Annotated in this window: 30 protein-coding genes; 9 read left to right on the plus strand and 21 right to left on the minus strand. The window is 68.7% G+C overall.

Annotation, left to right across the window (positions count from 1 at the left end; all coding sequences use genetic code 11):
• Positions 1-2 precede the first annotated feature (2 nt).
• The 4 genes from ACIRPT_RS21100 to ACIRPT_RS21115 all read right to left on the minus strand — a co-directional run bounded on the left by ACIRPT_RS21100 (position 3) and on the right by ACIRPT_RS21115 (position 3,366).
• The gene (locus ACIRPT_RS21100) at positions 3-1,175 is read right to left on the minus strand and encodes a cupin domain-containing protein (protein ID WP_403829123.1); all 1,173 of its coding nucleotides are present in this window, start codon (positions 1,173-1,175) and stop codon (positions 3-5) included.
• Between the two features lie 179 nt (positions 1,176-1,354).
• Entirely contained in the window at positions 1,355-1,534 is a 180-nt protein-coding gene (locus ACIRPT_RS21105; protein WP_403829125.1) for a hypothetical protein, read from the minus strand.
• Positions 1,531-1,893 carry a DUF6415 family natural product biosynthesis protein gene (locus ACIRPT_RS21110; protein WP_403829128.1) on the minus strand — a complete coding sequence of 121 codons (363 nt, stop codon included), beginning with the start codon at positions 1,891-1,893 and terminating at the stop codon, positions 1,531-1,533. The genes ACIRPT_RS21105 and ACIRPT_RS21110 overlap by 4 nt, the downstream gene beginning before the upstream one ends.
• 156 nt (positions 1,894-2,049) lie before the next feature.
• On the minus strand, positions 2,050-3,366 hold the full coding sequence (locus ACIRPT_RS21115) for a helix-turn-helix domain-containing protein (RefSeq protein ID WP_403829130.1): 1,317 nt from the start codon (positions 3,364-3,366) through the stop codon (positions 2,050-2,052).
• A gap of 291 nt (positions 3,367-3,657) precedes the next feature.
• Here ACIRPT_RS21115 and ACIRPT_RS21120 point away from each other — a divergent pair, with 291 nt between their 5' ends.
• The 7 genes from ACIRPT_RS21120 to ACIRPT_RS21150 all read left to right on the plus strand — a co-directional run bounded on the left by ACIRPT_RS21120 (position 3,658) and on the right by ACIRPT_RS21150 (position 8,893).
• Positions 3,658-4,008: an HNH endonuclease gene (locus ACIRPT_RS21120; protein WP_403829132.1), complete on the plus strand. Its 351-nt coding sequence runs from the start codon at positions 3,658-3,660 to the stop codon at positions 4,006-4,008.
• The gene (locus tag ACIRPT_RS21125) at positions 4,005-4,301 is read left to right on the plus strand and encodes a hypothetical protein (protein WP_403829134.1); all 297 of its coding nucleotides are present in this window, start codon (positions 4,005-4,007) and stop codon (positions 4,299-4,301) included. Before ACIRPT_RS21120 ends, ACIRPT_RS21125 begins: the two co-directional genes overlap by 4 nt.
• A 291-nt stretch (positions 4,302-4,592) precedes the next feature.
• Positions 4,593-5,195 (plus strand): hypothetical protein, encoded by a 603-nt coding sequence (locus ACIRPT_RS21130; protein WP_403829136.1) that lies wholly within the window; start codon positions 4,593-4,595, stop codon positions 5,193-5,195.
• 276 nt (positions 5,196-5,471) lie between these two features.
• On the plus strand, positions 5,472-6,155 hold the full coding sequence (locus tag ACIRPT_RS21135; RefSeq protein ID WP_403829139.1) for a hypothetical protein: 684 nt from the start codon (positions 5,472-5,474) through the stop codon (positions 6,153-6,155).
• Positions 6,156-6,230: 75 nt separating this feature from the next.
• Positions 6,231-6,473 (plus strand): hypothetical protein, encoded by a 243-nt coding sequence (locus ACIRPT_RS21140; protein ID WP_403829141.1) that lies wholly within the window; start codon positions 6,231-6,233, stop codon positions 6,471-6,473.
• A gap of 213 nt (positions 6,474-6,686) precedes the next feature.
• Positions 6,687-8,480: a hypothetical protein gene (locus tag ACIRPT_RS21145; RefSeq protein WP_403829144.1), complete on the plus strand. Its 1,794-nt coding sequence runs from the start codon at positions 6,687-6,689 to the stop codon at positions 8,478-8,480.
• A gap of 152 nt (positions 8,481-8,632) precedes the next feature.
• A complete protein-coding gene (locus ACIRPT_RS21150; RefSeq protein WP_403829146.1) occupies positions 8,633-8,893 on the plus strand; it encodes a hypothetical protein in 261 nt (86 codons plus the stop codon).
• A 27-nt stretch (positions 8,894-8,920) separates the two neighbouring features.
• On the opposite strand, the gene ACIRPT_RS21155 is transcribed toward ACIRPT_RS21150, so the two are convergent.
• From ACIRPT_RS21155 to ACIRPT_RS21165, 3 genes are all read right to left on the minus strand, one after another.
• Entirely contained in the window at positions 8,921-9,979 is a 1,059-nt protein-coding gene (locus ACIRPT_RS21155) for a hypothetical protein (protein WP_403829149.1), read from the minus strand.
• A gap of 9 nt (positions 9,980-9,988) precedes the next feature.
• Positions 9,989-11,035, minus strand: a complete 1,047-nt coding sequence (locus ACIRPT_RS21160; RefSeq protein ID WP_403829151.1) for a hypothetical protein — start codon at positions 11,033-11,035, stop codon at positions 9,989-9,991.
• A 177-nt stretch (positions 11,036-11,212) separates the two neighbouring features.
• Positions 11,213-11,611 (minus strand): hypothetical protein, encoded by a 399-nt coding sequence (locus tag ACIRPT_RS21165; protein ID WP_403829154.1) that lies wholly within the window; start codon positions 11,609-11,611, stop codon positions 11,213-11,215.
• 136 nt (positions 11,612-11,747) lie between these two features.
• On the opposite strand from ACIRPT_RS21165, the gene ACIRPT_RS21170 reads away from it, so the two are divergent.
• On the plus strand, positions 11,748-12,032 hold the full coding sequence (locus ACIRPT_RS21170; RefSeq protein ID WP_403829156.1) for a hypothetical protein: 285 nt from the start codon (positions 11,748-11,750) through the stop codon (positions 12,030-12,032).
• A gap of 105 nt (positions 12,033-12,137) precedes the next feature.
• On the opposite strand, the gene ACIRPT_RS21175 is transcribed toward ACIRPT_RS21170, so the two are convergent.
• The 7 genes from ACIRPT_RS21175 to ACIRPT_RS21205 all read right to left on the minus strand — a co-directional run bounded on the left by ACIRPT_RS21175 (position 12,138) and on the right by ACIRPT_RS21205 (position 17,181).
• Entirely contained in the window at positions 12,138-12,461 is a 324-nt protein-coding gene (locus ACIRPT_RS21175; protein ID WP_403829159.1) for a hypothetical protein, read from the minus strand.
• Positions 12,451-14,406, minus strand: a complete 1,956-nt coding sequence (locus tag ACIRPT_RS21180) for a hypothetical protein (RefSeq protein WP_403829162.1) — start codon at positions 14,404-14,406, stop codon at positions 12,451-12,453. Before ACIRPT_RS21180 ends, ACIRPT_RS21175 begins: the two co-directional genes overlap by 11 nt.
• Positions 14,407-14,642: 236 nt before the next feature.
• Positions 14,643-15,002 (minus strand): hypothetical protein, encoded by a 360-nt coding sequence (locus ACIRPT_RS21185; protein WP_403829164.1) that lies wholly within the window; start codon positions 15,000-15,002, stop codon positions 14,643-14,645.
• Between the two features lie 38 nt (positions 15,003-15,040).
• Positions 15,041-15,298: a hypothetical protein gene (locus ACIRPT_RS21190; RefSeq protein WP_403829167.1), complete on the minus strand. Its 258-nt coding sequence runs from the start codon at positions 15,296-15,298 to the stop codon at positions 15,041-15,043.
• Positions 15,295-15,948 carry a hypothetical protein gene (locus tag ACIRPT_RS21195; RefSeq protein WP_403829170.1) on the minus strand — a complete coding sequence of 218 codons (654 nt, stop codon included), beginning with the start codon at positions 15,946-15,948 and terminating at the stop codon, positions 15,295-15,297. Before ACIRPT_RS21195 ends, ACIRPT_RS21190 begins: the two co-directional genes overlap by 4 nt.
• Positions 15,945-16,268 (minus strand): hypothetical protein, encoded by a 324-nt coding sequence (locus tag ACIRPT_RS21200; protein WP_403829173.1) that lies wholly within the window; start codon positions 16,266-16,268, stop codon positions 15,945-15,947. Before ACIRPT_RS21200 ends, ACIRPT_RS21195 begins: the two co-directional genes overlap by 4 nt.
• 340 nt (positions 16,269-16,608) lie before the next feature.
• The gene (locus ACIRPT_RS21205) at positions 16,609-17,181 is read right to left on the minus strand and encodes a hypothetical protein (protein WP_403829175.1); all 573 of its coding nucleotides are present in this window, start codon (positions 17,179-17,181) and stop codon (positions 16,609-16,611) included.
• Positions 17,182-17,574: 393 nt separating this feature from the next.
• Here ACIRPT_RS21205 and ACIRPT_RS21210 point away from each other — a divergent pair, with 393 nt between their 5' ends.
• Complete coding sequence (locus ACIRPT_RS21210) at positions 17,575-17,913, plus strand: GNAT family N-acetyltransferase (protein ID WP_403829178.1); 339 nt, start codon at positions 17,575-17,577, stop codon at positions 17,911-17,913.
• A 26-nt stretch (positions 17,914-17,939) separates the two neighbouring features.
• Here the strand turns inward: ACIRPT_RS21210 and ACIRPT_RS21215 are convergent, their stop codons facing one another.
• The 7 genes from ACIRPT_RS21215 to ACIRPT_RS21245 all read right to left on the minus strand — a co-directional run bounded on the left by ACIRPT_RS21215 (position 17,940) and on the right by ACIRPT_RS21245 (position 23,735).
• Entirely contained in the window at positions 17,940-18,413 is a 474-nt protein-coding gene (locus ACIRPT_RS21215; RefSeq protein WP_403829180.1) for a TrmO family methyltransferase, read from the minus strand.
• A gap of 39 nt (positions 18,414-18,452) precedes the next feature.
• Positions 18,453-19,844 carry a Tat pathway signal protein gene (locus tag ACIRPT_RS21220; protein ID WP_403829182.1) on the minus strand — a complete coding sequence of 464 codons (1,392 nt, stop codon included), beginning with the start codon at positions 19,842-19,844 and terminating at the stop codon, positions 18,453-18,455.
• 201 nt (positions 19,845-20,045) lie between these two features.
• Positions 20,046-20,879 (minus strand): aminoglycoside phosphotransferase, encoded by an 834-nt coding sequence (locus ACIRPT_RS21225; protein ID WP_403829185.1) that lies wholly within the window; start codon positions 20,877-20,879, stop codon positions 20,046-20,048.
• Positions 20,860-21,702 (minus strand): aldo/keto reductase, encoded by an 843-nt coding sequence (locus ACIRPT_RS21230; RefSeq protein ID WP_403829187.1) that lies wholly within the window; start codon positions 21,700-21,702, stop codon positions 20,860-20,862. Before ACIRPT_RS21230 ends, ACIRPT_RS21225 begins: the two co-directional genes overlap by 20 nt.
• The gene (locus tag ACIRPT_RS21235; protein ID WP_403829189.1) at positions 21,624-22,847 is read right to left on the minus strand and encodes a JmjC domain-containing protein; all 1,224 of its coding nucleotides are present in this window, start codon (positions 22,845-22,847) and stop codon (positions 21,624-21,626) included. The genes ACIRPT_RS21230 and ACIRPT_RS21235 overlap by 79 nt, the downstream gene beginning before the upstream one ends.
• A gap of 71 nt (positions 22,848-22,918) precedes the next feature.
• Positions 22,919-23,089: a hypothetical protein gene (locus tag ACIRPT_RS21240; protein ID WP_403829192.1), complete on the minus strand. Its 171-nt coding sequence runs from the start codon at positions 23,087-23,089 to the stop codon at positions 22,919-22,921.
• Positions 23,090-23,261: 172 nt separating this feature from the next.
• Entirely contained in the window at positions 23,262-23,735 is a 474-nt protein-coding gene (locus tag ACIRPT_RS21245) for a hypothetical protein (RefSeq protein WP_403829195.1), read from the minus strand.
• Positions 23,736-23,746: the final 11 nt, after the last annotated feature.

Here is a 23,746-nt window from a genome sequence, read left to right on the forward strand (position 1 = left end):
TGCTACTTTCTCCAGCTGACGGCGGCGATGTCGGCCACCACCAGCTCGGTGACCAGTGCGGCGACTTGGCCGACGGGGAGCGAGGAGCTTACCGCCAGGTCACCCAGCGTCGAGGTGCTTCCCTGGATAAGGGGCTTGATCACGTCGAGGACCGGGGCGGCGAACGTCCACTCTTGGCCGCCTGCGCTGAACACGACGCGGCCCTGGCCGTCCACCGTGTACCACGCGCCGGTCGCGGTCAGGCGGACGCGGAGGCTTTCGTCGGCGGGGATGCCGTCCACAAACGGCAGAGACGGCATCGGCCGCCCCGGGTCCATGGTTCCCCTCGATTTGACGAACTCCTCGATCACACGGCCGTGCAGGGCTTCGGCGAACTCCTTGCGCAGCGTTTCCACATACGTCGACTGTTCGTCGGCGGAGGCGAAGTAGGGCAGGGTCGCGCGGACAGTAGCCGAGGCCCGCAGCTGGTCCGCCAGCCACGAGAGCAGGTCGGCGCCGGTGGCGGGCTTCAGACCGCACGTCAGGTGCAGGGAGCGGCCTTCGGTAGCGGCCACGGCGTGCCACCATCCGCGGGGCAGGTAGAGCATGTCGCCGGCGCGGAGAGTGATCTCGGTGACTGGGTCGCCGTCCGGCGGGTCGGGTGCTTCGATGTCGACGCGGAGCGGGTCGATGCGGGTGGGTTCGTAGATTTTCCACCGCTTGGCGCCTTCGAGCTGGACGACCACCACATCGTGGTCGTCGAAGTGGACGCCGAAGCCTTCTTTCGCGGTCCATGAGGCGTAGAGGTTGACCTGTACGTCGGTACGGAAGTGTCGTTCGAGGGCTTCCGCAAGGTTCTCCACGCCGGGGTGGAGGGCGTCGACGGCGTCCAGGACGAGGGAGGCGCCGTCTTTGAGCTGGTGGTGGAGGTTGGCTGGCTCGATGCGGTGCCAGACGGTGTGGCGCTTGGAGACCACCGGGTGGGTGTAGGCGTGTTGCGGGACTTGGGTGCCGTCGTTGAACAGCCGCAGCCGCGGCGGCTCGAGGCGGTGCCGGGCGATGATCCCGTTGAGGTCGTCCCAGGTGAACAGGGCGGAGAAGTCGCCGGTGTGGGGCCAGAGGCGGTAGGTGCGGCCGAATGCCTCGGCGGGGAAGTCCCCGCCGAGGCTCCGGACCGCCGCAGTGATGGCGGTCATTTACGGCTCCGATCAGTCGTTGCCGTCGCCCTTGCCGGTGCCGCCGCCGTCGCTCAGGCGGTCCTGGGTGCGCGCGGCCTTCACCGTGCGCTTCGAGACGATCAGACGCTTCATCTCTTAACTCCTTCTCTGTTCCGGTTCTCCCGCCGAGGTTTCGGCGGGAAGCTCTCCTGCGGCGTCTAGGAGGGCGACGCCGGGTCGGTGTCGGGCGTCGAGACTGCGGCGCCCCGGGTGCCATCGCCGTCGTGCTGGACGGTCAATGCGGCCAGGAGGGTCAGGCCGGCGGTGGTGCCCAGCAGCCACAGCCGCCCCAACCACACGTCCAGCTGCGGTTCCCCGCCGCGGTGGCGGCCCCTCACCGGCTGCCTCCCACGTCGCGGTGCAGCTGCCGGTGGAGGTGCAGCAGACACCGGGCAAGGGGCTGGAGGCGGTGAGTGGCCGAAACCAGGCCGTTGCCGGGTCCGGCCCGGAGCTGGAACTCAGCCCCGGCGATCGTCTGGCGCCATGTGCCGCCTCCCGGGCGGTGCTCGTTGACGTGCTCTTTGGCCTGGTCGACCAGCGGGGCAAGGTGCCCCTTGAGGGTTTCGATCATCTGGAGGACGTCGTCATACGGCGGGAGCGTGGTCCTGGAGCGCAGAGCGGCAGCGATGTCGGCCTGGAGCTGGTCACTACCGCCGCCCACGGTGGGCGGCGGTGGGGCGATCTGGGTGGCGTCCATGGAGCGACTCCTCGAAGACGGGGTGGTCATCACCGCCGCCTGGGGCGAGGAGAGGCCGGCCGTGCGCGGCCCCTGGCGGCTGAGACGAGTCAACCGCCGCGAGGAAGGGCAGATCCGCAAACGGGCTGCGAGGTAGCAAACCTCTTGCGGGTTGGCTCAGTTGAAGGTCACGCCCGCGCGGCCTGCGAAGGCGCGGACGCCGGGAAGGCTCCGGTCATGGCGGAGCAGGCTGTTGGCCAGATCCTTGACCGCCCCGCGGCGGATTTCCTGCGGCGCGGCGTGCTCGGCTGCCAGCAGGGACCGGTAGCACTGCTCGGGCTTGCCCCACTGGTCGAAACAGCGGGCGACGTCGATGAAGAATCGCCCCTGCCGTTCAGCGGTCGGCAGGATGGTGGGGTCGATGGTCTTGGCCAGGTCGATCGCCTGCCCGGCATCCCCGAGCAGGTAGTGGACCGACAACTGATGCATCAGTACCTGCTGAAGCCCTGCGTCGGTGCGGGCATCGGGGGTCGCCCGGCCGGCTTCAGCGGTGTCGGCCGCTTCCCCGATCAGCGCATGCGCGGTCTGTCGGTCGCCCATCTTCGCCGCCGTGTACGCGGCCGTCGCCAGCAGCGAACTGCTCGCGGCCAACCGTGCTGGCTCGGAGGTATCGCGGTCAGCCCGAACGCCCTGCGCGGCCCTCACAGCGATGTCGGTGGCTCGTGCCAGGTGGCCCTGGCGGCGCCAAGCGCTGGAGACCATCCGGTGGGCCTCGGCGATCGTCAGCGCGTCCCCGCCGATCCGCGCGGAGTTCAGCGCACGGTCCGCGGTAATCGCCACAAGCCCGTCCTCGCCAAGTTTGATGCACAGGCGGGCAGCGATGTTGTAAAGGTCGGCGACCGCTGTGGCCGAGATCTCGGTCGATCGGAGAGCCCGAGCCTGGGCGATCTGGCCCGGTAGGTTCCGGGCCAGCGTGTCGTAGCGGGCGGCCCGGAAGTGCTGCCGGGACGCCTTCACCCCGGCGGCGACGCCAGCTGGTGACACGTCACTGTCCTCGGGCACGGAGGCCGTTCCGTAGAGGAGAAGGTCTTCGAGCGGTGCGAGGGTACTGGCCTCGGCCGGCGTGGCGCTGGCCGGGGCGGAGGCGAAGACCACGGCCGCAGCGGCCAGAAGTTCACGGCGTCGCACGGGGTCGTCACCTTCCTCGGGACCAAGATTGCGAACAACCCTAGTGGAGGCGGACCGGCGGCGAGCCCATACTGGCGGTTGCCCAGGCGGCGGTGCGGCGCCGAGGAGTTCAGGCAGGGGGACTTCCAGGACATCGCAAATGTGACGCAGTGTCTCCAGGCTGTTGACCGGGATCACGTCCCGCTCCACCTGGGAAACCCAACTCTCCGACTTGTCGAGCATCGCGGCCAAGTCCCGCTGCGGCCATCCTTTGCGTCTGCGGGCCTTGGCGATCAATTGCCCGAGCGTCAGTGCGTTCCCCGCCACTGGAAGCCCCCGAGGTCCGTGTCCCCACCGCGTGAGCAAGCCACGGTACTGGCGCAAGAGGCCCGGTTGTAGGGGGCATCACGTCGAATTCAGTGCTTGCGGGTGGGGTGCGGCCCGCACTCGCAGCTGGCTGGCCCCTGACGGAATTCTGCCCGGTGTGCGGAGCTGTCAGATGGCAGGTGCTGCAGAGCGCGACGTAAGGCGCGGCCGCCGTCCACTCTCCCGTCGCTCGCCCCGCCGCTCCCCGTGGCCGCGCTCTGCGGCCGGTGGCCGGGCAGGACGGAGTTCGACGTGGCACGACGACGCACCGGCCCCACGGACACAGTCCGCGACCTCGTCTATCAGCGCGACGGTGGCCGATGCGTGCGCTGCGACTCCGTGCACCGGCTAACGATCCACCACCGCGTGAACCGCGGCATGGGCGGCGCCAGGGAGACGTGGATCAACCAGGCGCATAACCTGCTGCTTGTCTGCACGACGTGCAACGGCTGGTTCGAGGACCACCCGAAGCCGTCGTACGAGGCCGGTTGGAAGGTCAGGCGCCCGCAGCTGCCCGACCAGGTCGAGGTCCGCTACCCCGACGGGCGGGTGTACCAGCTCACCCCGGATGGTGTTCGCACCTCGGTGGGAGCGACCCGATGAAGCGCGGGGCCCCGGGGTTCGTCGACTTCGGCCGGTGGACGGCCGGCACTTGGACCACGAAGACGCCTGGCATCTGGTTCGCCATCGGCTACACCTACAGCCGCAACGAGCGGCCGTACGGCATCTGCGGGCCCGCCATCACCTTCGGCCACCGAACCTGGGCCGTGCTCCCTTTGCATTCGCACGCCGAGTACAAGGCCCGGAAGAACGACCCGTGGGCAAAGGACAGCGAGGAGTTCCAGCCGCTCCCCAGACACCACCGATGGCTCCGGCGGCTGCTGTGGTGGCTATGAAGCAGCTGGCCGGGCGCGGTGTGCTGCGCCGCGGCGCCGTCCCACATACGGCCGTCGGCCGGCTCGCCCTCACAGACGCCCCGCACTCCCGCGATCCAGGTACGTCGGGTGACGTCGAAGGGACGGTGATCATGCTCGGCCGATTCGGGTTCGCCCTGCTCAGGCGGGGCGCAAAGAGGTCACCATGACAAGACTGCGCCCCGAGCTGTACTATTTCCGGGTTCGTTTGGCATGGGGTTGCCCCAGCCTTCGCCGGCACCCCGAGGTGCCACCACCCGACGGAGGCCAGTCATGCCCGCTGCGCACCACAACCTCACGGTCCCCGAGCACAAGAAGCTGCGCACCGACGCCGAGCGCAAGGTCAATGAGGAGCTGGGCAAGATCGCCCGCCCTGACGACCGATTCAAGAGGGCCTGCGAGATCGTGCAGCAGGCCGACCTCGAGATCGCCGCGCACGCCGAGGAGCGTAACCAGGCCGCCCTGAGCCTGTGGTTCTACGAAGGTGTCCGCGGCCTGGACAAGGTCCTCGGCATCCTCCCCAACGCCTACTCCGAGATGCGACGCATCGCCCTGCACGGCGACAAGAAGGCGACGATCAACCCCGGCGGCGACCTCAACGCCCGCATGACCGCGGACGAGCGCCGCGGGGCCGCGAAGAAGGCCGGCGTGCCGCGCATCGAGGACGCAGCGGACCGGCTGCCGCCCCTCGCCGCGACGGTGTCGGTTGCTTCCGCACGCAGGAAGGCCGCGATGCCGTTCCTTCAGGACTCCGCGCTCGTGCTGACCGAGGAGCCGTACGACTGGAGCACGGACCGCATCGCCAAGCTTGGTGACGTCACCCCGAAGTACGTCCGGGACGTGAAGAACGCGGCGAAGCGGCGCCGCGGCCACTGAGCTGGCCGCCCCTCGGCCCGGCCCCTCAGCACGACCGGGGCCGGGTTTTCAGTCGCCGGTGACCGGGGCCTGAGAATCCGGCGCCGGTGTAACCGGCTACCGGTGCTCCGGGTTCCGGCAGTTCAGGCCCCTTTAGTAAGAACATCAAGCACCACCATCAAGTAGTTACGTTGCCTTCGCTTCGCTCAGGCACCGTCGGCATCGCTTCGCAGGGGAGGCCCTGGCCTCACCAGCAGGGTCAGGCTCGTCGGTGATCAAGCTGGATAGGCTGTGCTCATGTCACGTGTACGAGCCGCCCTCGCTACTGCCCTTGTCGGACTGACCGCGCTTACCGCGTGCTCCTCCAGCAGCGACAAGCCGGATTCAGCCTCGGACTCGGGCGGCAACAAGCCGGTCTCCTCCTCCCCGGCCCCGAAGCCGATCACCAAGGAACTCAGTCAGGCGCACCTGACCCAGGCCCTGCTGGGCGACGGCGAGACGCTTCCCAGATACACCCTCCACGGCGACAAGTCGACGACCGAAGGTCCGTACTGCAACAAGACGGACGACGACTCCACTCCCAAGGGATGGGTCCGAGGCTCCGACGTCGACTACGAATACAACGGCTCCACGGTCAACATGGGGTTCCTGCACATCTGCCTCTTCGATACGGCCGAGGACGCGCACAGCGCCTACGCCTCATGGAAGGGGCACGAGACGAGCAAGGAGCAGAAGCCCAAGCGGCCCGTGGGCGACGAGAACACGCTTGTGATCAACCCGGGCGCCAGCGACGACAGCGTCTACGGTTACGTCCGCTCCGGCAGGGTCAACATCCGCGTGAAGATCGACGGTGCCACCGGAGGCGACCCCTCGGGCGCACAGGCCATGCTCTCCGCAACGTTGAAGCGTCTCCAGCAGCTTCAGGACGGAAAGCCCGCCACGGTCACGGCCGCAGACGAGCAGGCAGGCGCCCGCCAGTAACCGCAGCGAAGGGCACGAGGCCCGGCGCGCTGTCACAGAATCGGGCGCGCCGGCGTTCCCTCCGATATGACGACCATGCCCGGCACACTGCCGCTCGCCCGCCACTACTACGAGACCCGTCGCGAGGTCCTGGCCGCAGCCGGCACGCACATCGCGCCCTGGTACCGCCTGACCCCGGACGAGCGGTCCGTCGCCGTCGCGGAAGCGGCGATCATCCTCGAAGCGATACGCCGCACGAACGACGAGCGCAACACGCTCCTGGGCCTGGTCGTCGACCCCGTCGAACCTCTCGACGAGCCCAGCATGGTGCAGGTGTAACAAGATCTGCCCCCCGACGTACTACTAGGTACCGAGGCCCGCGCGACCCTCCCCCCGGTTGCGCGGGCTTCGCCCCAGAACTCCGGCGCGAAGCCCACGGACACGGGCACCGAAGTCACACCGCGCCGGACCTCGCGGTCTGGTCGGGCGTCAGGGCATGGGCCCCCGGCCAGACCGCGACACAACCCCGGCCAGAGCGGCACCGTCTCGATCATGTCCCGTACGCAGCCTGAGCAGCCGACACGCACCCGCGTGGCCCCCTCGGCGTCCAGGCTGCAGCACGCCCGGCCCGGGGTCATCTCCCGCGACGCCGCCAGCGTCGCCGACATCCTCCTGCGCCTGCCGCCCACCGAGCGCCGCAACACCTTCAAACGCCACCTGACCGCCCGCGAACGCGCCGTCGTCATGACGGAAGTCGAACGAGCAACGGGCTCCCTGTACGGCCTGTGGCGGGACTCTCCGTCCGGGTTCGTCGAAGACGTCCTCGGCGAGAGCCTGTGGAGCAAACAGCGCGCCGTACTCGACGCCCTCGTCGACCACAAGCGCGTTGCCGTCCCCGCCGGATTCGGTGTGGGCAAGACCCACCTCGCCGCCCGCGCCGCCGTCTGGTTCACCAACGTCTATCCCGTCGGCACCGCGCTGTGCATCACGACCGCGACCCGCTTCCGCCAGGTGCAGCGGCAGCTCTGGCCGCACATCCGCAAGGTGGTGCCGCGCGCCGGCCTGCCGGGCTACTGCGACACCGTCCAGTACAAGATGCCTGACCCGTACGGCAACGACTTCGTGGCCGCCTACGGCTTTTCCGCGCCCGCCAACGACGAGGCGGCCATGCAGGGCATCCACATGCCCCACCTGCTGCTCATCGTCGACGAGGCGGGCGGTATCGCCCCGATGATCGGCCACGGCACCAACAACCTGCTGACCGGCGGGCACGCGGCGATGCTGGCCATCGGGAACCCCGCAATGGACGACCCGGCCAGTTGGTTCGAGGAACTGTGCATCGAGGGCGATGACGTCAGCGAGCCGACCACCGTCACCATCCCGATCTCTTCCCTCGACTCCCCAGCGATCACCGGTGAACTCGCCCCGTACTGCACCGACTGCCCCTCGGGCGTCGCCCGGCACTCGCTCGCCGACCACATGCCCGACCAGGACTGGGTGGACCGCACTATCAGGTCGTACGGCGAAGACCACCCGTACGTGATCGCCAAGGTGTACGCCCGGTTCCCCAAGGGCGGTGGCGGCATCGTCGTCCCGCCAAGCTGGGTCGAGGGCGCCATGTCCTACGAAGACCCCACCGGCGACGGCTGGCACCGCCTGTGCGACCTCGGCCTGGAAGGCGAGACCGCACAGCACACCGTCCGCGAAGGCGCCTGGGTCCGCCTCGGCGTCGACGTCGCAGCGGACGGCGGCGACGAATTCACCGTGTACCGCTCCGTGGGCGACGCCGTGGAGTTCCGGCACGCTTCCGCCGGTGCCGCGAACGACAACCAGGTCTCCGTCGCGGAGAAGGTCCTCGAGGAGATCCACGCCGCGCAGCGCCTGGCCGACGCCCTGAACTCCCCGCACTCCGTGCGCGTCAAGGTGGACCAGAACGGCATCGGCCACGGCGTGGTCAGCATGCTCCAGCGGTGGGCGGAGACAGGCCGGCACCACGCCCAGATCGTTGGCGTCATGGTGTCGGAGTCCCCGAGCCAGGACGACCCTGGCGCCGTCATGCGCCCGTGGCGCAAGCGGGACGAGATGTGGTTGGCGACCAGGAGCCTCCTCCAGCCGGACCCGTCCTCCGGCCGCGGCCGGCTCCGCCTCCACGTCGATAAGAAGGCCGGCGCGCAGCTCTCCACCCCGAAGCTGCTGTCGACGACGAGCGGCTACACCCAGATCGAGTCGAAGAAGGCCATGAAGGCGCGCGGCATGAAGTCGCCGGACCGGGCCGAAGCCGTCCTCTTGGCCCTTTACGAGCCGGAGCCCCTACACAAGCCACGCCGCCGCGGCCTCCTCAACTGAAGCAACCAACCCAGCCGTGAGTAGATTCGGAAACATGAACGACGCCCCGCGACGCCTCGACCCGACGGATCGCGAACGGATGCGGGCGCACCCCGGCCTTCTGGTAGTTCCAGGCTGCCGCCGCCAGGCCGGTCGCGCTACTCTCCCTGTCCATGTCGGACCCGTTCCTCGCAGCCCTCTCCCAGGCCACCCGAACCGTGGTCGCGCGTGTCCGCGGCGAGCTCTCAGCCGCGGCAGCCACCACGACGGCGACGGCGCTGAACGACAAGATCGCCCACTTCTACTGCTGTGAGCCGGACCAGTCGCTGTGCGGGCTCGACTTGAGCGACACCCCGCCCTCCAAGGACGGCGAACAGGACTGCGTCGTCTGCACCGACCTTGACGAGAACGACGCGGGCTGCCCGCTGTGTTGATGGCCGGGCAGCAGCGAGGACTCACGGTTATGCATTCCCGGATGGGGAGTCGTCCGGCCCGTTCATGGCCCGGTCGGTGTCGTGTCGGCGCCGTGCCGCCTGCGCGAGGGCAGGTGCTTGGTCCACCAGCCGCGGCACATCGCCGGCGGTGAGTTGCTTCATGGTGGTTTCCGCTGGCAGCGGGGCGGCTTTGGCGTTGGCGAGAACGACGGCTTCGGTGAGCTTGAGCAGCTTGCGGTACGCCTCGTCGTCTTCTCCTGGCGGCCCTGGAAGCTGGACGGCCTCCAGCAGGTTCTGTGCAGGGCTGAATTGCCCGGCGAGGCGGGCCAGCATCTCAACGACGCGCTCCCACCGGTACGGAATGCCCAGGACATCGCAGAGCGGCGTGAGAGGGGTGAGGTGGATCTGGGAGCCGTCGGCCTCAGCGGCGAGGCCCCGCCTGCAGGCAGTGTCGACCAGCGCGGCGGTCAGCAGAGCCTCGACGGCCTGGGTGTCATCGTGCGAGGCGTTGGCGGTGAGCCACACCTCGGGATGGGTCTCGTGATGCCACAGCATCAGTGCCTGCGCCCATACTGTGCATGCTGACCACACGCTTGGGTAGCGGGCCGGGAAGCCGACGGGCGCAGCGGGCTGCTCGTGCTCGTCGACCAGGTCACTCGTCGCGGTACTCCGGCCAGAGCCGCTCCGCTGGGCGGCCAAGGCTGCCCATGCCGTGAGGATGTCCAGTGCCGGGTCGGACCGCCCGCGGGCAGTGCCGCGTGGCATTTCCCAGGGCCCGTCCGCGGGCCAAGTCCGCGTCAGCCACACCCATGTCGCCATCTGAGGGTCGTCCATGTCCACGGCCGCCGGGTCGATGTCCGTCCCGCTGGCCAGGTGTTCTCCGACGAGCGCGACGGCCAACTGCCGTACGTGTGCGGGCCCCTGGTCCAGGTGCCGCACCAGTGTGTCCGTCGCCACGCTCTCGCCGAGGGCGGCAAGAGCGACGGCGAGGATGCCTCGCACCCCGTGGTACTCCCAGCTTTCGCGCAACGGCTGGTCGGCCGCGGTCAGCTCGTCCGCCCGTTCGTATGCCTGCTTCCAGCCCATGCGCACACGCTATCCGCATCCCGCCGCGTACTGACAGAGGGAGTACCCATACCGCGCCGGAGTGCGAGAACGGCTGGTGCGATGGCGCGCAGCTGCTGGTGAGCGGGTCACCTGGGGGGTGAAGTCGTGGTACCAGGTTTGTTCGTCCGGCCAGGTGGCGGGATGAGCGACGCTGGTGAGGTCCATGAGGCGGGCAGCGCCTGTGCTCGGGATCTTCGACAGCGAGTCGCGGTGAGCGTTGATGACGTTGTTGGCGGTCTGCAGCGCGTGGTACGCCCATCGGCCCCAAGAGATCACGGCTTTCCGGTCGGCGTTCTCCAGCCGAGCTACGTCAGTTGCCCGCAGCGCGGACACTTGCCGGTTGCCGATCACGACAGCGGGCCGCGCATGCCGCAGCTGATCGTTGCTGTGCCAGGGGATGATGCCGTCGCCGATGTCGGGGAAGGCGAGCTCCTCGAGCGGCGTCCGGTCGTGGGAGTAGCGGGGATAGGTCTCGTAGATCCACAAGGCGAGGAGCACCGTGGTCATGTGCGCGTCGACCGGGTCGCCTCCCACGGAGGGATGGAGGTCGGCCCACAGGTCGCCGGCGTGTGGCAGGGCTACGGACATGACCCGACGGGCGAGTTGGAACGCCCGCGTGACCGCGGGCCATCCCTGGTCCACGGCGTGGGCGACTTGCCACTCCGGGCCCGGCTCTTGCTTGGTCCACATGCGGGGTTTGGCAGGGCGGGTTGCCAGCGTACGGTCGTCGTCCAGGGCCGGCACCGTCAGGACCTGGACGTGGCCGATGGGCAGGTAGGCGTCCTGTCCCACGAAGACGAGATGCTGGGCCTGGCGCACCGTGTGGGGATGAACCTCCGGGTCGTGGAAGCGGTGCTGGTTGGGGCACTCGATAGTGGCGCTGGTGCCGTCGAGGTGAAAGGTGCGGTGGGTGTCGGCATCGCAGTAAGGGCAGAGCAGCGTCGGGGCGCTCTCCTCGCCGCTGTTGGTTGCATCGGGGCGGCTGAAGGCCAGGCCGCTGGCAGATGTGAAGGTGGCGGTCTTTGTTTGATGCACAGCATCCCCCAGCTCGGTGATCAGCTCCTGGCACCGTAGTACCCGTATGTGACCGCTCGCCACAGCAAACAGAGGCGGGCCAGCGGCGGTTGCGGCAGTTCCCGGAGCGCACCGCCCATGGCGACCTCCCGATCCTGACTCACGACCCCGGCCCGGCGGCCGCTGCGCGGGCAGTCCCTACTGCGTCGGGTGCTCGTCCAGCCAATCGCAAAGGTCATGTGCCGACCCGAGCACCGCGGGCCTGTTGGTGAACGTGTCCTCGCCGACGTCCATCCCGTCCTCCATCTTGCCGATGAGGGCGTACGCCGGGGAGTAGAACTCCGCGCCGGTCTTCTTGTCGGCGTTCATCGCCTTCCGCAGCTCCCGCGCTGGCCCGGCGACCGCCTTCATCTTCTCCCAGCACTCGCCAGCGGCCTTCGGGCATCCGTCGCTGGCATCGAAGTCGGCGACGGCGTCCTGGAAGGTCTTCGTCGCTTCGGCCACGCTCGCCACCTTCGGTGTCGCGGTCGCCTTCTTCTGCGCCTCGGCGTCACCGCCGCAGGCGCTCGTCCCCATCCCCGTGGCTGCGAGCAGCATGCCGGCCACGATCTTCCCCCACCTGTTTCTCCCCATAGGGGTGGATCATGCCATGTCGTACCCCACCCCGGATCGAATGCAAGATCGACTGACTTGTAGCCTCCTCGGACGCTCGTTCCCTGGGAGGAGGATCACCATGAGTCACACGAACATCATCACCGGCGGTACGGCGCACGGACTGGTCATCCAGGCCGGGAACATCGGAACGCCCCTTCAGATCGACGAGCACGGGAGCCTGGAGGGCGTCTCCGACGCAGAGGAGCAGGAGAGGCAGGACAAGGCGCGTATCGCGGCCCGCGGACGACGCTTCTACCCCTCGGAGTTGAACGAACTCGCTGGGCTCCTGTCGCGGCTTGCCCGCCTTGACCCGGACAGCGCGGCCGTGGCCAACGCGTGGGCCGAAGACCTGCGAGTCGACTGAGCACCACATGAGCGAGCGACGGTGGCCTACGGGCCGGAATCGCCGTAGTCGCTGCGCCTGATCAGTCCGGCAACGCCCGAGGGACCTCAGACGAGGCCCCTCGGTCTACTTCTTCTTCCCGCCTTCGGCCAAGCCCCGCAATGCCCGCGCAGCGACCGCTATGCACAAGGCGCACGCTCCGGCGGCGATCAGCGTCACCACCAGGCCGACGAGCAGCATCACTGCGATGGCCGCTGCGGCAAACCCCAGTGCAACGTACCGGCCCCATTGGTCCGCCTGCTTCACGATGATCTGCTGCACGGGCTGGCCGTGGCCGTGCCCGCACTGACAGGTGGCCGGCACAGCAGCGTGGTACTGCTCGACGGGCATGTGCTGCGCCATCTGCTCGTACGGGTAGACGTTCGCCGGGATCACGGGCTTACCGGGCAATGGCGTTCTCCTTCTCCAGAGACGGGACTGTGATCGTTGGGGTGTGATCGGCGGCGGTGAGGACGTAGACCTTCGCGCGGCCGCGGGTGCCGGAGTCGTCGACCCAGCCCTTCGCAACCCACTGGGAGACCGGTCCCTGCACCGAGGTGCGGTGACCCGCGATGCCCTGGGCGACGGCCTCCGGGAGCGTCAGCCCCTCGGGCCCGGCCTTCTGCAGGGCCTCCCACAACGCGAGCCGGTTATCGGGGATGCGGGAGCCGTCCGGGAACGTCGGTACGGCGCGGAGAACCGGCCGGCCGCCGCGCGGACCACGCCCGCCGGGGGGCGGAGTCGGCGACTCGGGGTCGGGGTCGTCCTCCGGCTGCGGGTGCGCCCGCGCAGGCTCGGCGGGCAGCTCCTCCTCATAGCGGGCGTGCTCCGTGGAGACGACGACGATGTCCCCGTCCGTCACGTAGTAGCAGCGGCCCTCATGCGGTTTCTCGTACCGCCTGGACGCGACCATGACCTTGCCAGGCAGGTCGAGCCAATCGAGGCGCCAGCCGCGCCCGTACGCACCCCTACCGAAGATCATGTTGATGGGCTCGGCCTCGAACACGGGCAGGCCGATGCGGGTGCTGTACTGCTGGCGGGCGTCCGTGCCCTTCCCGCCGAACGCCTGCTCGCTGGGGGACTGCGTCGCCGCGATCACCCGGATGCCCATGGCACGGGCCACCTGGTTTATGGTGACCAGCTCCGAGGCCACGTCGGGGGCCTGGCGCAGCAGTTCGGCCAGCTCGTCAACGATGAGAATCCAGTACGGCCCGTGCTCGCTCGTCCACTTCCGAACGGGCTCGCCCTTCGGACCCCGCAGGGTCGCCAGGTACTTACCGCGGCGGATCATCTCCGCCTTGACCATGGTGAGGACCTGGCGGGCCGCGTCAGGGCCGTCGGCCAGCGCGAGCATGTTGCGACGCCAGGGGCCCAACTCGAGCGCGCCGGGCTTCATGTCGATGCCCAGGATCTCGGCGTCCGCACAGGCGACCAGGTTCCCGGTGACGCAGTTGATGACCCCGGACTTGCCCATGTCGGTGCCGCCTGCGATCAGGACGTGACCGGCCACGAGGTCGATAAAGATCGGCGTGCCGTCCGGGTAGATGCCGATGGGCAGCGACTGCTCTACCGACGTGATGGCGGGCCCCGGCCATGCCACGGTGTCCGCGAGCGGGTCGTGCGTCTGCATGCGCACGATGAGCTGGTTGGCCTGTGCGCCGACGGCGAGGCGCAGCTTCCCTGGCAGGTCGAGGTTCGCCTCAAGCTGGGTCTGCTTGGCGATGACAGCCTCGGCAGAGGTGTTCCGGCCGGGCGGGAGCGCAACCGCGGCGTGCCATCCGGTGTCGGTGAACACGATCCGCGAGACGTCCTGAGCGGGCACACCGAGGGCGACGAGGGCGCGGCGCAGTGCGGTCTCCTCCACGCTGTCGCCGGTCACGCCCGGAGCGGCGACGTTGACGCCCATCGAGTCCGGCAGGGCGCCGTTCTTCACGGCCTTGATCTGGAGGTTCATGCGGTCGTGACGGGCCTTCACCAACCACGGCACGTACATGCCGTAGGCGCCGATCATCGTGACGCCAGTCGCGATGAAGGAGGGGACGGACGGGCCGAGCGCCGCCCCGAGCCAGGCGTCCACGGACATCACCGCGCCGCCGAGGCCGACCGCCGCGGCCTTGGTGTTCTTGTGCTCCAGGCCCTTCGCGCACAGCGCGCCCGTAGCGGCCGCTGCCAGGCCGTAGCCGGTGTGGTCAGGCCAGCCCACACCGGTGGCGTGGTGCCACCACGACATCGCGGTCAGACCGAACGTCGCGGCAGCTGGGGCCAGTTCGTAGCGCAGGCGCCCGCAGAACCGGCACACGGCGATGGACGCGCCGGCCACCGCGGCGGCAGCGCGGCGCAGTCGGGTGTCTTTCATCGGGGGCCTTCCGCAGAGGTGACGTGACGAGAAAGGGGTGAAGCCCGGTCGGGCAGGTCACGTCACCTGGGGAAGGCAGCAAGAAGCGTACGCGCGATCATCGCGTGGCCTTTCGGTTTGGGTCTGTCGGCGGTTGCTCTCCGCCGAGGAGGTGGGCCCTGGGCCCGTATTCGGTTAGGTGATCACTGTAACTCGGCAGCCCGTCGTTCGGCTGTGTGGAGGGCCGGCCTATTTGGTCAGGGGCCGTCGGCTTTACGGCGTCCGGCCTCGTACCCGCGGTCCCACGCGTCCTTCAACTCCCGGCGCGGGGCCGCCACGAGCCACGGCACCAGGGCCTCCGCGAGGTACCGGTACCGCTCGCCCGTGCCGGGCAACTCCCGCTCGATCTCCTCGATGGCCGCGCCCATCTCCATCACCTTGCAGACGTAGTCGGCCAGGGGCTCCACCCGTGGATCGCAGCGGCCGGGCTCCTCGGGCGGCGGCACCGACACAAGGACCTGGGCGAGGTCCGGGTGCCGGTCGGAGGGGCCGACGCCGTCGAGGTGGCAGTGCAGTTCAATGTTGAGCCAGCCCTCCAGCGGCAGCAGTTGCCCCATGAAACGAGTCCTCGACGCCTGCTGGTCAATCTCCCCGCTCAGGCGGCGCACAGCGTCTCCGACGTCTCGTGGATGATCGTCTCCGCCTTGCTGCGGCAGTCCTGGCAGGCGCTGTTGTGGCTGCCGCAGATCGCGGCCGCGAGGGCGTCCAGGGCTCCGGTGACGGCGATGTTGAGCAGGGCCGGGGCCTTCCGGGCGCACGACGGGCACGAGTGTGTCTTGCCCTCGCGTCGGCCGCACGCAATGAGCGCGACCTCCCGCAGCAGCTCGGCGGACGGGTCGGTGGTCATGCTCATGCACGCGCTCCCTTGGGGGACTTGGGCTTGAAGGTGGCGATCGACTGTAGGCCCGCGGATCCGATCTGCTCATACACACGCATGTCCTGGCAGTAGGAGCAGCGGTAAGCGACGAACCAGCGCAGCGGGTTGTCCTTCGCGAGCGGATTGCCCTGACGGCCCCCCGTCATGAGGCACGGCCCCGTGTCCCCGCACCAGTCGCATGCCGCGGAGTAGTGCGACAACTTTGGCGCCTCAACCCACTCCGACCAGCGGATGGGCCGCCCGCCGTGCTCGGCCGGCAGGCTCGGGGCGGTGTACGTCGGCAGGTCCGGAACCGCCCACAGGCACCCCTTCCGCTCCAGGCCCGACCCCGCAAGGGCCTCGACCGTGGACGCGGGCACTCTGCGGGCCGGTTCCGGCTCGGGCTCGCCGCGCAGCACCCGCAGGCACGATGCGCACAGGCGCCCCTCGTCGACCGGTCCCGTCCAAGGCCGCACGCCCGGCGCGGACTCGACGTCCGGACGGCACTCCACCGGCACCGTGAACATGATCGCGGAGGGCACCTGGGCCCCCTGGACGGCGACATGCAGCTCCATCCGGCCCGCACTGCGCACGACAACCCGCCCTGCCCATACAGGAGTTGGTTTCTCGACGGCCAGGGCGCTCATGCCTCTCCCTCCATCCACAGGAAGGACAGAGGCGGCTCCATCACGAACACGTGCTTCCGCCGACACCCTGCTCCGGCGACGAGCACACGGCGTTCCATGCGCCAGGACCGCGACACCTGGCCGCGTCCGCAGGCCGGGCACGGCACCTCGGTACGAACCTTGACGGTCGTAGTCGGCAGCGGGGGCGGGAAGATCGGGAACCCTGCGGCAAGCGCCAGTTCTTCGGCGGCACGGGGCTGGAGCCGTATATAGACCTGCTCCCAGTCCAGCCACTGGGCAGGAGTATCCACGGCTGTGGACACGGCAAACGTGGTGCTCATGGAGGGGCATCTCCTTGGTAGGCGTGCGAGGGACGAGCCCTCACGGACTCTTACGTCCCATCGCGGAATCCGTTACGCCCGACCACGTCACCGCAGGTCAGATGACATGCGGGGCGAGCTCCATGACGACGAGAGAATGCGTTCAGCGCCGGTCGTCATGCGCGGGGCCCATCTCCGGGTACCGCCCCATCAGGGGCGGAGTTGTCGTCCGGGAGGAGCCCGGCTCCCCGCCGACGGGAGCCCGGGGGGCAGCCACTCACGTTAGGACGGGTGCATCCAGCGAGCGACCACTGCCATGCCAAAGCACGGAGGCGCCGGCGGCTACCGCTGGGTAGCCAGGTCAGGTCGCTGGCAGGCCCAGAGCCCGCAGCGTGCCCGGGTCCACATCAACACCCTCGAGTTCGTGGGCGAGGCGCAGTACCTGGTCTGCGATAACGAGATCACGGGAGGGCTCGGGAACGGTGTCGCCGATGCTTCGCAGGAACTTAGCGATCTCGCGCCACGAGTAGAACTCTGTTCCCTCCGCGCCGGATTCGGGTTCTGGGAATCCGGCCGGTCCACGCTGGTCACGGGAGAGCTGTACCAAGGACTGGCGACTCCGGTCGCAGCGTTGTGCGGCCTCGTCGAGGGTGACCGTGTCATCGTGGCGGACTCCGACGGCGCGCAGGCCCGGGATGAGCTGGAGGTTGCGTGCTACCTGAGCAATGGCGTCGAGGAGCGTCGGTGCCTCGACGTCGCAGGACAGTTCCCTCAGCTTGGAGGGGTCAGGGTGGTGCCTGTACTGGTGGGGGTCATCTGGGGCGAGGATGTACGAAACGGATCCGTCGGCGAACGCGTCGCAGTGGTCGAAGACGTCGGCCTGCTCAGGCGTGAGGGGCTGGTTGATACGAAGGGTGAAACTCCACTCGGACACGGAACCGCCCCTTTCAGTGCTGATGTTCCTTGACGAACCGGTCGATGCGCTTCGCTTCGTTGCCGGGGTTCTTCGGAGTGCCTGACACGGTGAGCCGTGCTCCACAAGAGCAACACACTACCCATCCCCACCTGTGGCCGTTCTTGTCTGGTACCACCCGGCACCGCTTCTTCGCGCGGTCGAGGGCCGCAGCAACGTCCCCGTTTTGGTGTCGTCCCTTCGAAATCATCCACGGAACCTACCCACTGTTGCACATCAGCAACAGTGGGTACTGGCTGCGCGCGGCCTGCGCACCAGGGAATCAACGACATGCTGGCGACCTGGCCTGTGGGGCGACAACGTCGGATACGACGCAGGCGCCACCATGGCCAGACGAATGGAGACCCGGTAACGATGCCGTTCGATCCCGAGCGCCCCGCGCCCCCGGCCGGGATGAAACACCGTACCGAGCACGGCTACATCATCGCCGGGCCCGACGACCGGGGGTGCTGTGTAATCCACGAGATGTGGGTCGAGCCCGAGCACCGCGGCGGCGGCGAAGGACGCGCCCTGGTCGACTACGTCCGTACGTGGGCACGTGAGCGGGAACTCGGGCCCCTCATCGTCCACTGCTCGCCCCGCAACGAAAGCGGCCGAGCGTTCTACGAAGCTCTCGGCATGCGCGCTGTGGCCATCGTTTACCAGGACAATCTGGATGGCCACGCAGGTCAGGGCCACTCTGACTCTCGGTAGTGCCGTCGATGCCGACTACGCGGCGGTCACGACTTGCCTGACCAGTAGTCGGCCAGCATCTCACCGGGCCAGGCAGGCTCGTGGACCGTGCCTCGCGGGCCCATCTCGGCGAAGTATGGGGAGAGGTCGTAAATCTTCGTGCCGACCACTGCGTCCAGATCGGTCACGTGCAACTTGAGTCCATCGACTTTCAGCAGCCGGGGGAAGCTCTGAGCCAATTGGTTGGGGCGCCGATGATTGCGATGCGCGAACGTCCCAGTCGCCGGCCACTGCGCGTTCCCGCGCGGGCTACGGGCGTGGTACTCGATGTCGTCAGGCGATGCCTGGTCGAAGTGCCACACGACCACCAGGTGGGAGAACTCCTCCAGGCCCTGAACGGAGTCGAGGGGGAACTCGCCCTCGTCGAGCTGAATCACCGACTCGACGCCGCCCCAATAGTCGTCGGCGACCTCGGTACGGCCTTCGACGACTTCCCCGATTGGTTTGATCTCCAAAGCCATGGCCCCAGCCCTTCGACTCGATTTCAGCGACACGCGTGATCAATCTACTTGGGCGAGGTACGAGGCCGCGCGGGCATCGAGCACGCCCACCGCGGGGATGCCTCGCTTGCGGTAGGGCGACAGCAGGTGCCGCATGTCGACGACCCTCTGCCGGGCCCGGCCGGAGTAGATCCCGTCCTCCATCGCGTCCAGCACGCTGGTCCACGTTGCGCACGCCTCCTCGACGCCACCCTGGGCAATCTGCGTCGCCCCCATGTAGCCGAGGGTGACCGCGTGCGTGCGGCGGAACGCAGCTCCGCGCGTACGCACGGAGCGCCGGAACTCCTTGACCGCCCGCTGATGATCGCCGAGGTCCCGCAGGGTGCATGCGGTCTCGTGGGCCAAGGACGCCTCGCCGAAGAAGAACGTCCGGTCCGGCTCCCTGATCCCGTCGTGCGCATTCGACAGATCGTCCTCAGCGCGCAGCAGGGCCTGTGCCGCCTCATGGTTGTGGCCGTTCGCGGCGAGGGTCCGCGCGTGCACCACGCCGAGGAGTGCTCGTTCGCGTGGGGTGGCGGCCGCGTACCGCTCGCCGTGCACTGAAGCCTGCGCGATCTGGAGGGCTTCGCGTCGAAACCCCATGTCGAGTGCCTGGTGTGCCATGGCCCGCAGGATGTGCCCGCTCAGGGGGGCATCGCCAGACCGGGCAGCCAGCTTCACCGCGGTGTTGAAGCGCTGGAGCGCGATCGGGTGCTCGCTGTTGTCGAAGGCCATCCACCCTGACACGTATGCAAGCTCGGCAGAGGCCGAGAACATCGCGCGCCGCGTCTGGTCGTTGGCGAATCGGCCTCGGAGAAAGTCGTGCGCCTCGGTCCTTAGATACTCGTCGACCGCGCGTCGGCCGTGGCCGCCGCCGCGCCGCTGGTCCATGCGCGAGAACGCCTGGGTCAGTTCCCGTACGGTCTCGACGTCTCCGCGGCCGACGCGTTTGCCCGCCGGGGGCTCCTCGGCCGGCGGTTGGGCCATGGCGTCCCACCACGTCTCGTCCGGCAGGATCAGGGCCGCCGCGGAGTACACCCCTCCCGCCAGCAGTCGACGCCGGTCCGTGTCCACTCCACTCCCCAAGTCGTTCAGCGCGATCAACGGATCGACGCGCCAGTCCAGCGCCTCCTGCGCTGGCGAGGTGGAAGCTGCGAACCCAATCTCTTGTGGCGTGATCTCACGCTTCAGACGACGGGACAGCGCCTGGCACAAGATAGCGGGCGCGATCCCCGTCGGCTGCGTGCCTCCCACCCACATGGTTACGTGGGAGCGTCCGATCTTGGAGTTCTCACGCACCTTGCCATTCAGCGTCTCAACGGCGACCCGGTTGTACGCAGCGGCGGCCTGCGCTCGTGACCAGCCAGCTTCCAGGAGAAGTGCGGCCAGCCGTTCGTTTCTCTCGCGCGCCATTCTGCGCCCCCGCCACTGAAAGTGATCTTTGACCACGTTGACCGGACCCGCCCCGGAAGTAGTTCAGGGGCGGGTGCAGATCCAACGTAGTGCTCAACTGACCCTTGGTGCAGTCGAGGTGGCGGAATGCCACCCTGCCGAAGCTCCTGGGACCTTTCCAGTCTCGATGCGCCTCTGAGGAGTTCATCTGCTCGCCGGCGTTCAACTCAGGGAGGCCAGCAGTTCGGAGGCCGCAGCCTGCATGGCGCCGGTCAGCGGCCCTGCCTTCCCCGTCCGCCGGTACGCCCGCGCCACGTTCGCGCACAGCATCAGCCGCGACAGCTGACCGGTCCGCGTGTTGAGGATGTCATCGAACTCGTTGAGGACACGGGCCGCCAGGTCGGGGACCGGCAGCGAGGCTGACCACAGACAGGCCGCGTCCCAGCCAGCAGGCGCCAGCCCCCAGTCCTCCCAATCGAGCAGGGTGAGTGGGGCGGCGGTGAGGTTGGCGTATCCGACGTCGCCGTGTGCGCACGTCCACTCCGCCACTGTCGTGTCGACCTGGTCGCCGTACACCTCCCCGATCCGCCTGGAGAGGTGGCCCTGCTGGACGCATACCCGGCTCGTCTCGTGCCTGGCCAGGTTCCCCAGCGCCGTACGCAGGTCAGCCCACCACGCGTCTGTCAGGTTGGGATCTCGGTCGACGGTGCCGGTCGGCGAGAGCGCGGGGGCGGTGGCGAGGCTCATCTCATCGACCCGCCACACCACCCCCCGGCTCTCGTCGTGCCACATTGAGCCCGCGAACCAGTCCGGTCGCGGCACGCCTTCGATCGCGACGGACGCTTCCAGCCCGGTCCACGACTGCGCGCTGAATGCGCCGGGCCGTACCCACGCCAGCCGCACCCATGTGCCCGCCGAGGTCGGGAACCCGGCCGTCCCGTTGTACTGGGAGTAGTGGGCGCGGCTGCGGTCGAGGACGCGGCCGGTGCGCTTCTCCGCTTCGGCAAGGACGTCTTCGTGGCTGATGGTCGACAGGTCATCCATGGTGGGCTGCACGGGCTGCTTCCTTTCCGTGTCCGGCCCGTTCCCGTAGCAGTGTGCGGTAGGCGTGAACCGTCTGCGCGCTGGCCGCGACGCGGGTAGCGGCGGCGAGCTCTGCGAGGTGGTCCGGGCGGGAAGTGCCCACGGCGATCCTGCTGACGGAGGGGACGGCGAACGCTGCTGCCAGCCTGGCCTGGACGCTCGAAACGGCTGGCTGCCCTGGCTCGAGGAACAAGCCGGTGTCGATGCCGGACCAGACCTGATCTGAGGGATTGCCAGCAAAGGGTGCCATACCCCACACCGTCCTGGCACTCATCTCATGGGCAAGGTTCTCGGCGGCGTCCAGGACCGGGCCGGGCACGGCCAGCCCTGCCCGCACCATCACCACCTCTGGCCGTACTGATAGCCCGGCCGCGACCGGCACCAGGGGCAGCGGGTTCCACGTGGCGACACCCCACGCCCTGCACAGACCGGCCGCCTGACAGGTAGCGAGCGCTTCGCACGCAACCGCGAACCGTCCAGGATCGTGCTCCGGATTGTGCAGGAACACCGTGTCGGGCACCCGACCAAGGGCCTCCCCCGCCTCGGCTACGGCGGTCCGCAGCCGGACTGGGTCGAGGTCGTGACCGTCGGGGAAGTACCCCACTTTGGTCGACACCTCGAACCGGCCCAGGAGTTCACCTGCCTCACTTGCGAGCGCCCGGTGCCCCTCGTACCGGCCGTAGTTGTAGGCCGTATCGACTGCGGTGATGCCAACCTCTAGAGCCCGTTCGAGGACGGCACGGGAGGGACCAGACCGATATAGCCCGAGAACAATTCGTCGGTCATCTCCGCGCACAGCCCCTCCCGGATCAGGATGTCAGCGAGTTCCCCAGCGTTGATGCCGGTCTCAATGCCTGCCTGCTCGATCTCCACCGGTACGCCGGACAGGAACAGGCGCAGCGCGGGCAGCGCCTTGGCATGGAAGGTGAGGCGCTTACCCGTGGCGGTCACGGCGACGTGTTCGCCGTCCGTCTCGACGAGCGGCGGGAACTCGGTCACGCACACCACGGCGGTCGGCGGCCCGAACAGGCCGACGGTCTGCACGTGCCGGGCGGCCGTGCGCTCCTGCTCGCGGGCTGCGAGGAAGGCGGCCGGAGGGAACTCGTCGACCAGGCGAGCGGTCGCGGACTCGAGCGCGGCGGTCTGCTCGGCCTTCCCCTCCGGCGTGCCCCACCGGTCCAGGTCCGCACGGAACACCTCCTCCCGCCGGCACTGGTCGGCCAGCCACGTCAGCCAGTTCACTCCGGTGCGCTTCACGAATCCGAACGTCAAGTGCAGGCTGTACCCGTCGCCGCTGTCGGTACGGGTGGCCTGGTGCCAGTGACCTCGGGGGATGTGCATGACGTCCCCGGCCTTGAGCGTCCCCCGCCATATGGACTGTTCCGGCGGGGTGTTGTTCGGCTCGGCGTCCCGGTACATCGGCGCTGGTCGGGACACTCCACGCACGTCCCACGACTTCTCGCCGGCCAGCTGCAGGATCACCACATCATGGTCGTCCCAGTGCAACGCGAACCCGGCCGCGTCCTGGGTCGTGAGGTACGCATTCACCTGGACCAGCTCGCGAGACCACCACTGCAACGCCCGGCAGGCGACCTCAAGGGTGGGGTCGAAGAAGTCGAGTTCATCAAGGACCAGAGTGCAGCCCTCGCGCATCAGCGCCCCAAGGCGCGTCATGTTCGCGAACCGGATGCCCTGACCGCGGCGGGTGACCGTGTCGGTGAAATACTCGCCGGGGTGAAGCTCACGCCCTTCCTGGAACGCCCGGAACTGGGGGTGCGAAAGACCACGGCGCATCACGGTGTCGAGTAGCCGGACTGGGGTCATCAGCCGAGGCAGCAGGGCCGGGGCGGGGATGCTGCCCCTAGTGAATGCGGCTCCCATGGGGGCCGGGCCGTCCCAACCGAGCGCGGACTCGATGGCGTGAACAAGCTGGTGCTGCACATGTCCTCCGGGAAGTGTGAGGGCGGGCCCGCCGCAGACAGCGGCGGGCCCCGTGCGGAGAGATACTGCGCCTACGCCTCGGGGTGGTTCAGGCCGTCGCGGTTCTCTCCGTCGTCCCCGGCGGAGGTACCGGTGGGGTCGGACTCCTGGGTATCGAAGCGGTCTTGCACACGGGCTAGTTGCTTGACGGCGATCAGGAGCCCAGGCTCGCCGGCGCTGCTGGACGGTTCTCGGTTGGCCATAGTCGTCCTCGCTCACTTCCAGTGAAGGGGCTGATGACGTGCTGCGGTGCCCTGGAACCCTGCCTCCTCGAACGGGTGTACGCAAGGGTGTGAATGAGCCCGCCCCGAGCCACACCGAGCGCAGCCGCGCATGGCTCACACGGATGCACGACGGGCCGTGGCCTTCGGTGTACTACCGCGAGGCGTCTTCGGGCCACAGGATCACGACGGGAACTCCAACGCGCTCCGCGTAGGCGACAACATCGGCGGTTCCACCGTAGCCACGGGCGGGTTGGCCGTCCCAGACGGCGACAAGCCGCTCGGAGAGGCCTACCAGGATCTCACTCCCGGCCTGGTGGGCTTCGGAGGTCGACTCCTTGAGACCAGTGTCGTGCACGTCGCTGGCCCGCTCCATGAGGTCGTCGTAGACGGGGTGGTGCCATTCCGGAAGGCTTTCCCGGTACTCAGCCGCCGGCACGACCACCTCAATCTGTCCGCCCGCGGCAACGACCGCTTGGGCCCACCAAGTGTCGGGCCCATCAGCGACGCAGCTAATGCCGACGAGATCGCGGGCATCGTACGTCTCGACGTGTTCCAGCAGCAGAGTGCGGACCTGGGCCTCGACTGGTTCAGGCAGGCCGCGGTGTCCCGTGATACCGACGCGCATGGGGCGTTCTC

Origin of the sequence: Streptomyces sp. NPDC101227, assembly GCF_044767545.1 — a bacterium.
GTDB lineage: Bacteria > Actinomycetota > Actinomycetes > Streptomycetales > Streptomycetaceae > Streptomyces.

Bases quoted from the DNA above. Each gene is read 5' to 3' on its own strand.
- ACIRPT_RS21100 (WP_403829123.1), bottom strand. From the start codon at position 1,175: ATGACCGCCATCACTGCGGCGGTCCGGAGCCTCGGCGGGGACTTCCCC.
- ACIRPT_RS21110 (WP_403829128.1), bottom strand. From the start codon at position 1,893: ATGGACGCCACCCAGATCGCCCCACCGCCGCCCACCGTGGGCGGCGGT.
- ACIRPT_RS21125 (WP_403829134.1), top strand. From the start codon at position 4,005: ATGAAGCGCGGGGCCCCGGGGTTCGTCGACTTCGGCCGGTGGACGGCC.
- ACIRPT_RS21130 (WP_403829136.1), top strand. From the start codon at position 4,593: ATGCCCGCTGCGCACCACAACCTCACGGTCCCCGAGCACAAGAAGCTG.
- ACIRPT_RS21135 (WP_403829139.1), top strand. From the start codon at position 5,472: ATGTCACGTGTACGAGCCGCCCTCGCTACTGCCCTTGTCGGACTGACC.
- ACIRPT_RS21140 (WP_403829141.1), top strand. From the start codon at position 6,231: ATGCCCGGCACACTGCCGCTCGCCCGCCACTACTACGAGACCCGTCGC.
- ACIRPT_RS21145 (WP_403829144.1), top strand. From the start codon at position 6,687: ATGTCCCGTACGCAGCCTGAGCAGCCGACACGCACCCGCGTGGCCCCC.
- ACIRPT_RS21150 (WP_403829146.1), top strand. From the start codon at position 8,633: ATGTCGGACCCGTTCCTCGCAGCCCTCTCCCAGGCCACCCGAACCGTG.
- ACIRPT_RS21155 (WP_403829149.1), bottom strand. From the start codon at position 9,979: ATGGGCTGGAAGCAGGCATACGAACGGGCGGACGAGCTGACCGCGGCC.
- ACIRPT_RS21165 (WP_403829154.1), bottom strand. From the start codon at position 11,611: ATGCTGCTCGCAGCCACGGGGATGGGGACGAGCGCCTGCGGCGGTGAC.
- ACIRPT_RS21170 (WP_403829156.1), top strand. From the start codon at position 11,748: ATGAGTCACACGAACATCATCACCGGCGGTACGGCGCACGGACTGGTC.
- ACIRPT_RS21180 (WP_403829162.1), bottom strand. From the start codon at position 14,406: ATGAAAGACACCCGACTGCGCCGCGCTGCCGCCGCGGTGGCCGGCGCG.
- ACIRPT_RS21185 (WP_403829164.1), bottom strand. From the start codon at position 15,002: ATGGGGCAACTGCTGCCGCTGGAGGGCTGGCTCAACATTGAACTGCAC.
- ACIRPT_RS21190 (WP_403829167.1), bottom strand. From the start codon at position 15,298: ATGAGCATGACCACCGACCCGTCCGCCGAGCTGCTGCGGGAGGTCGCG.
- ACIRPT_RS21195 (WP_403829170.1), bottom strand. From the start codon at position 15,948: ATGAGCGCCCTGGCCGTCGAGAAACCAACTCCTGTATGGGCAGGGCGG.
- ACIRPT_RS21200 (WP_403829173.1), bottom strand. From the start codon at position 16,268: ATGAGCACCACGTTTGCCGTGTCCACAGCCGTGGATACTCCTGCCCAG.
- ACIRPT_RS21210 (WP_403829178.1), top strand. From the start codon at position 17,575: ATGCCGTTCGATCCCGAGCGCCCCGCGCCCCCGGCCGGGATGAAACAC.
- ACIRPT_RS21215 (WP_403829180.1), bottom strand. From the start codon at position 18,413: ATGGCTTTGGAGATCAAACCAATCGGGGAAGTCGTCGAAGGCCGTACC.
- ACIRPT_RS21220 (WP_403829182.1), bottom strand. From the start codon at position 19,844: ATGGCGCGCGAGAGAAACGAACGGCTGGCCGCACTTCTCCTGGAAGCT.
- ACIRPT_RS21240 (WP_403829192.1), bottom strand. From the start codon at position 23,089: ATGGCCAACCGAGAACCGTCCAGCAGCGCCGGCGAGCCTGGGCTCCTG.
- ACIRPT_RS21245 (WP_403829195.1), bottom strand. From the start codon at position 23,735: ATGCGCGTCGGTATCACGGGACACCGCGGCCTGCCTGAACCAGTCGAG.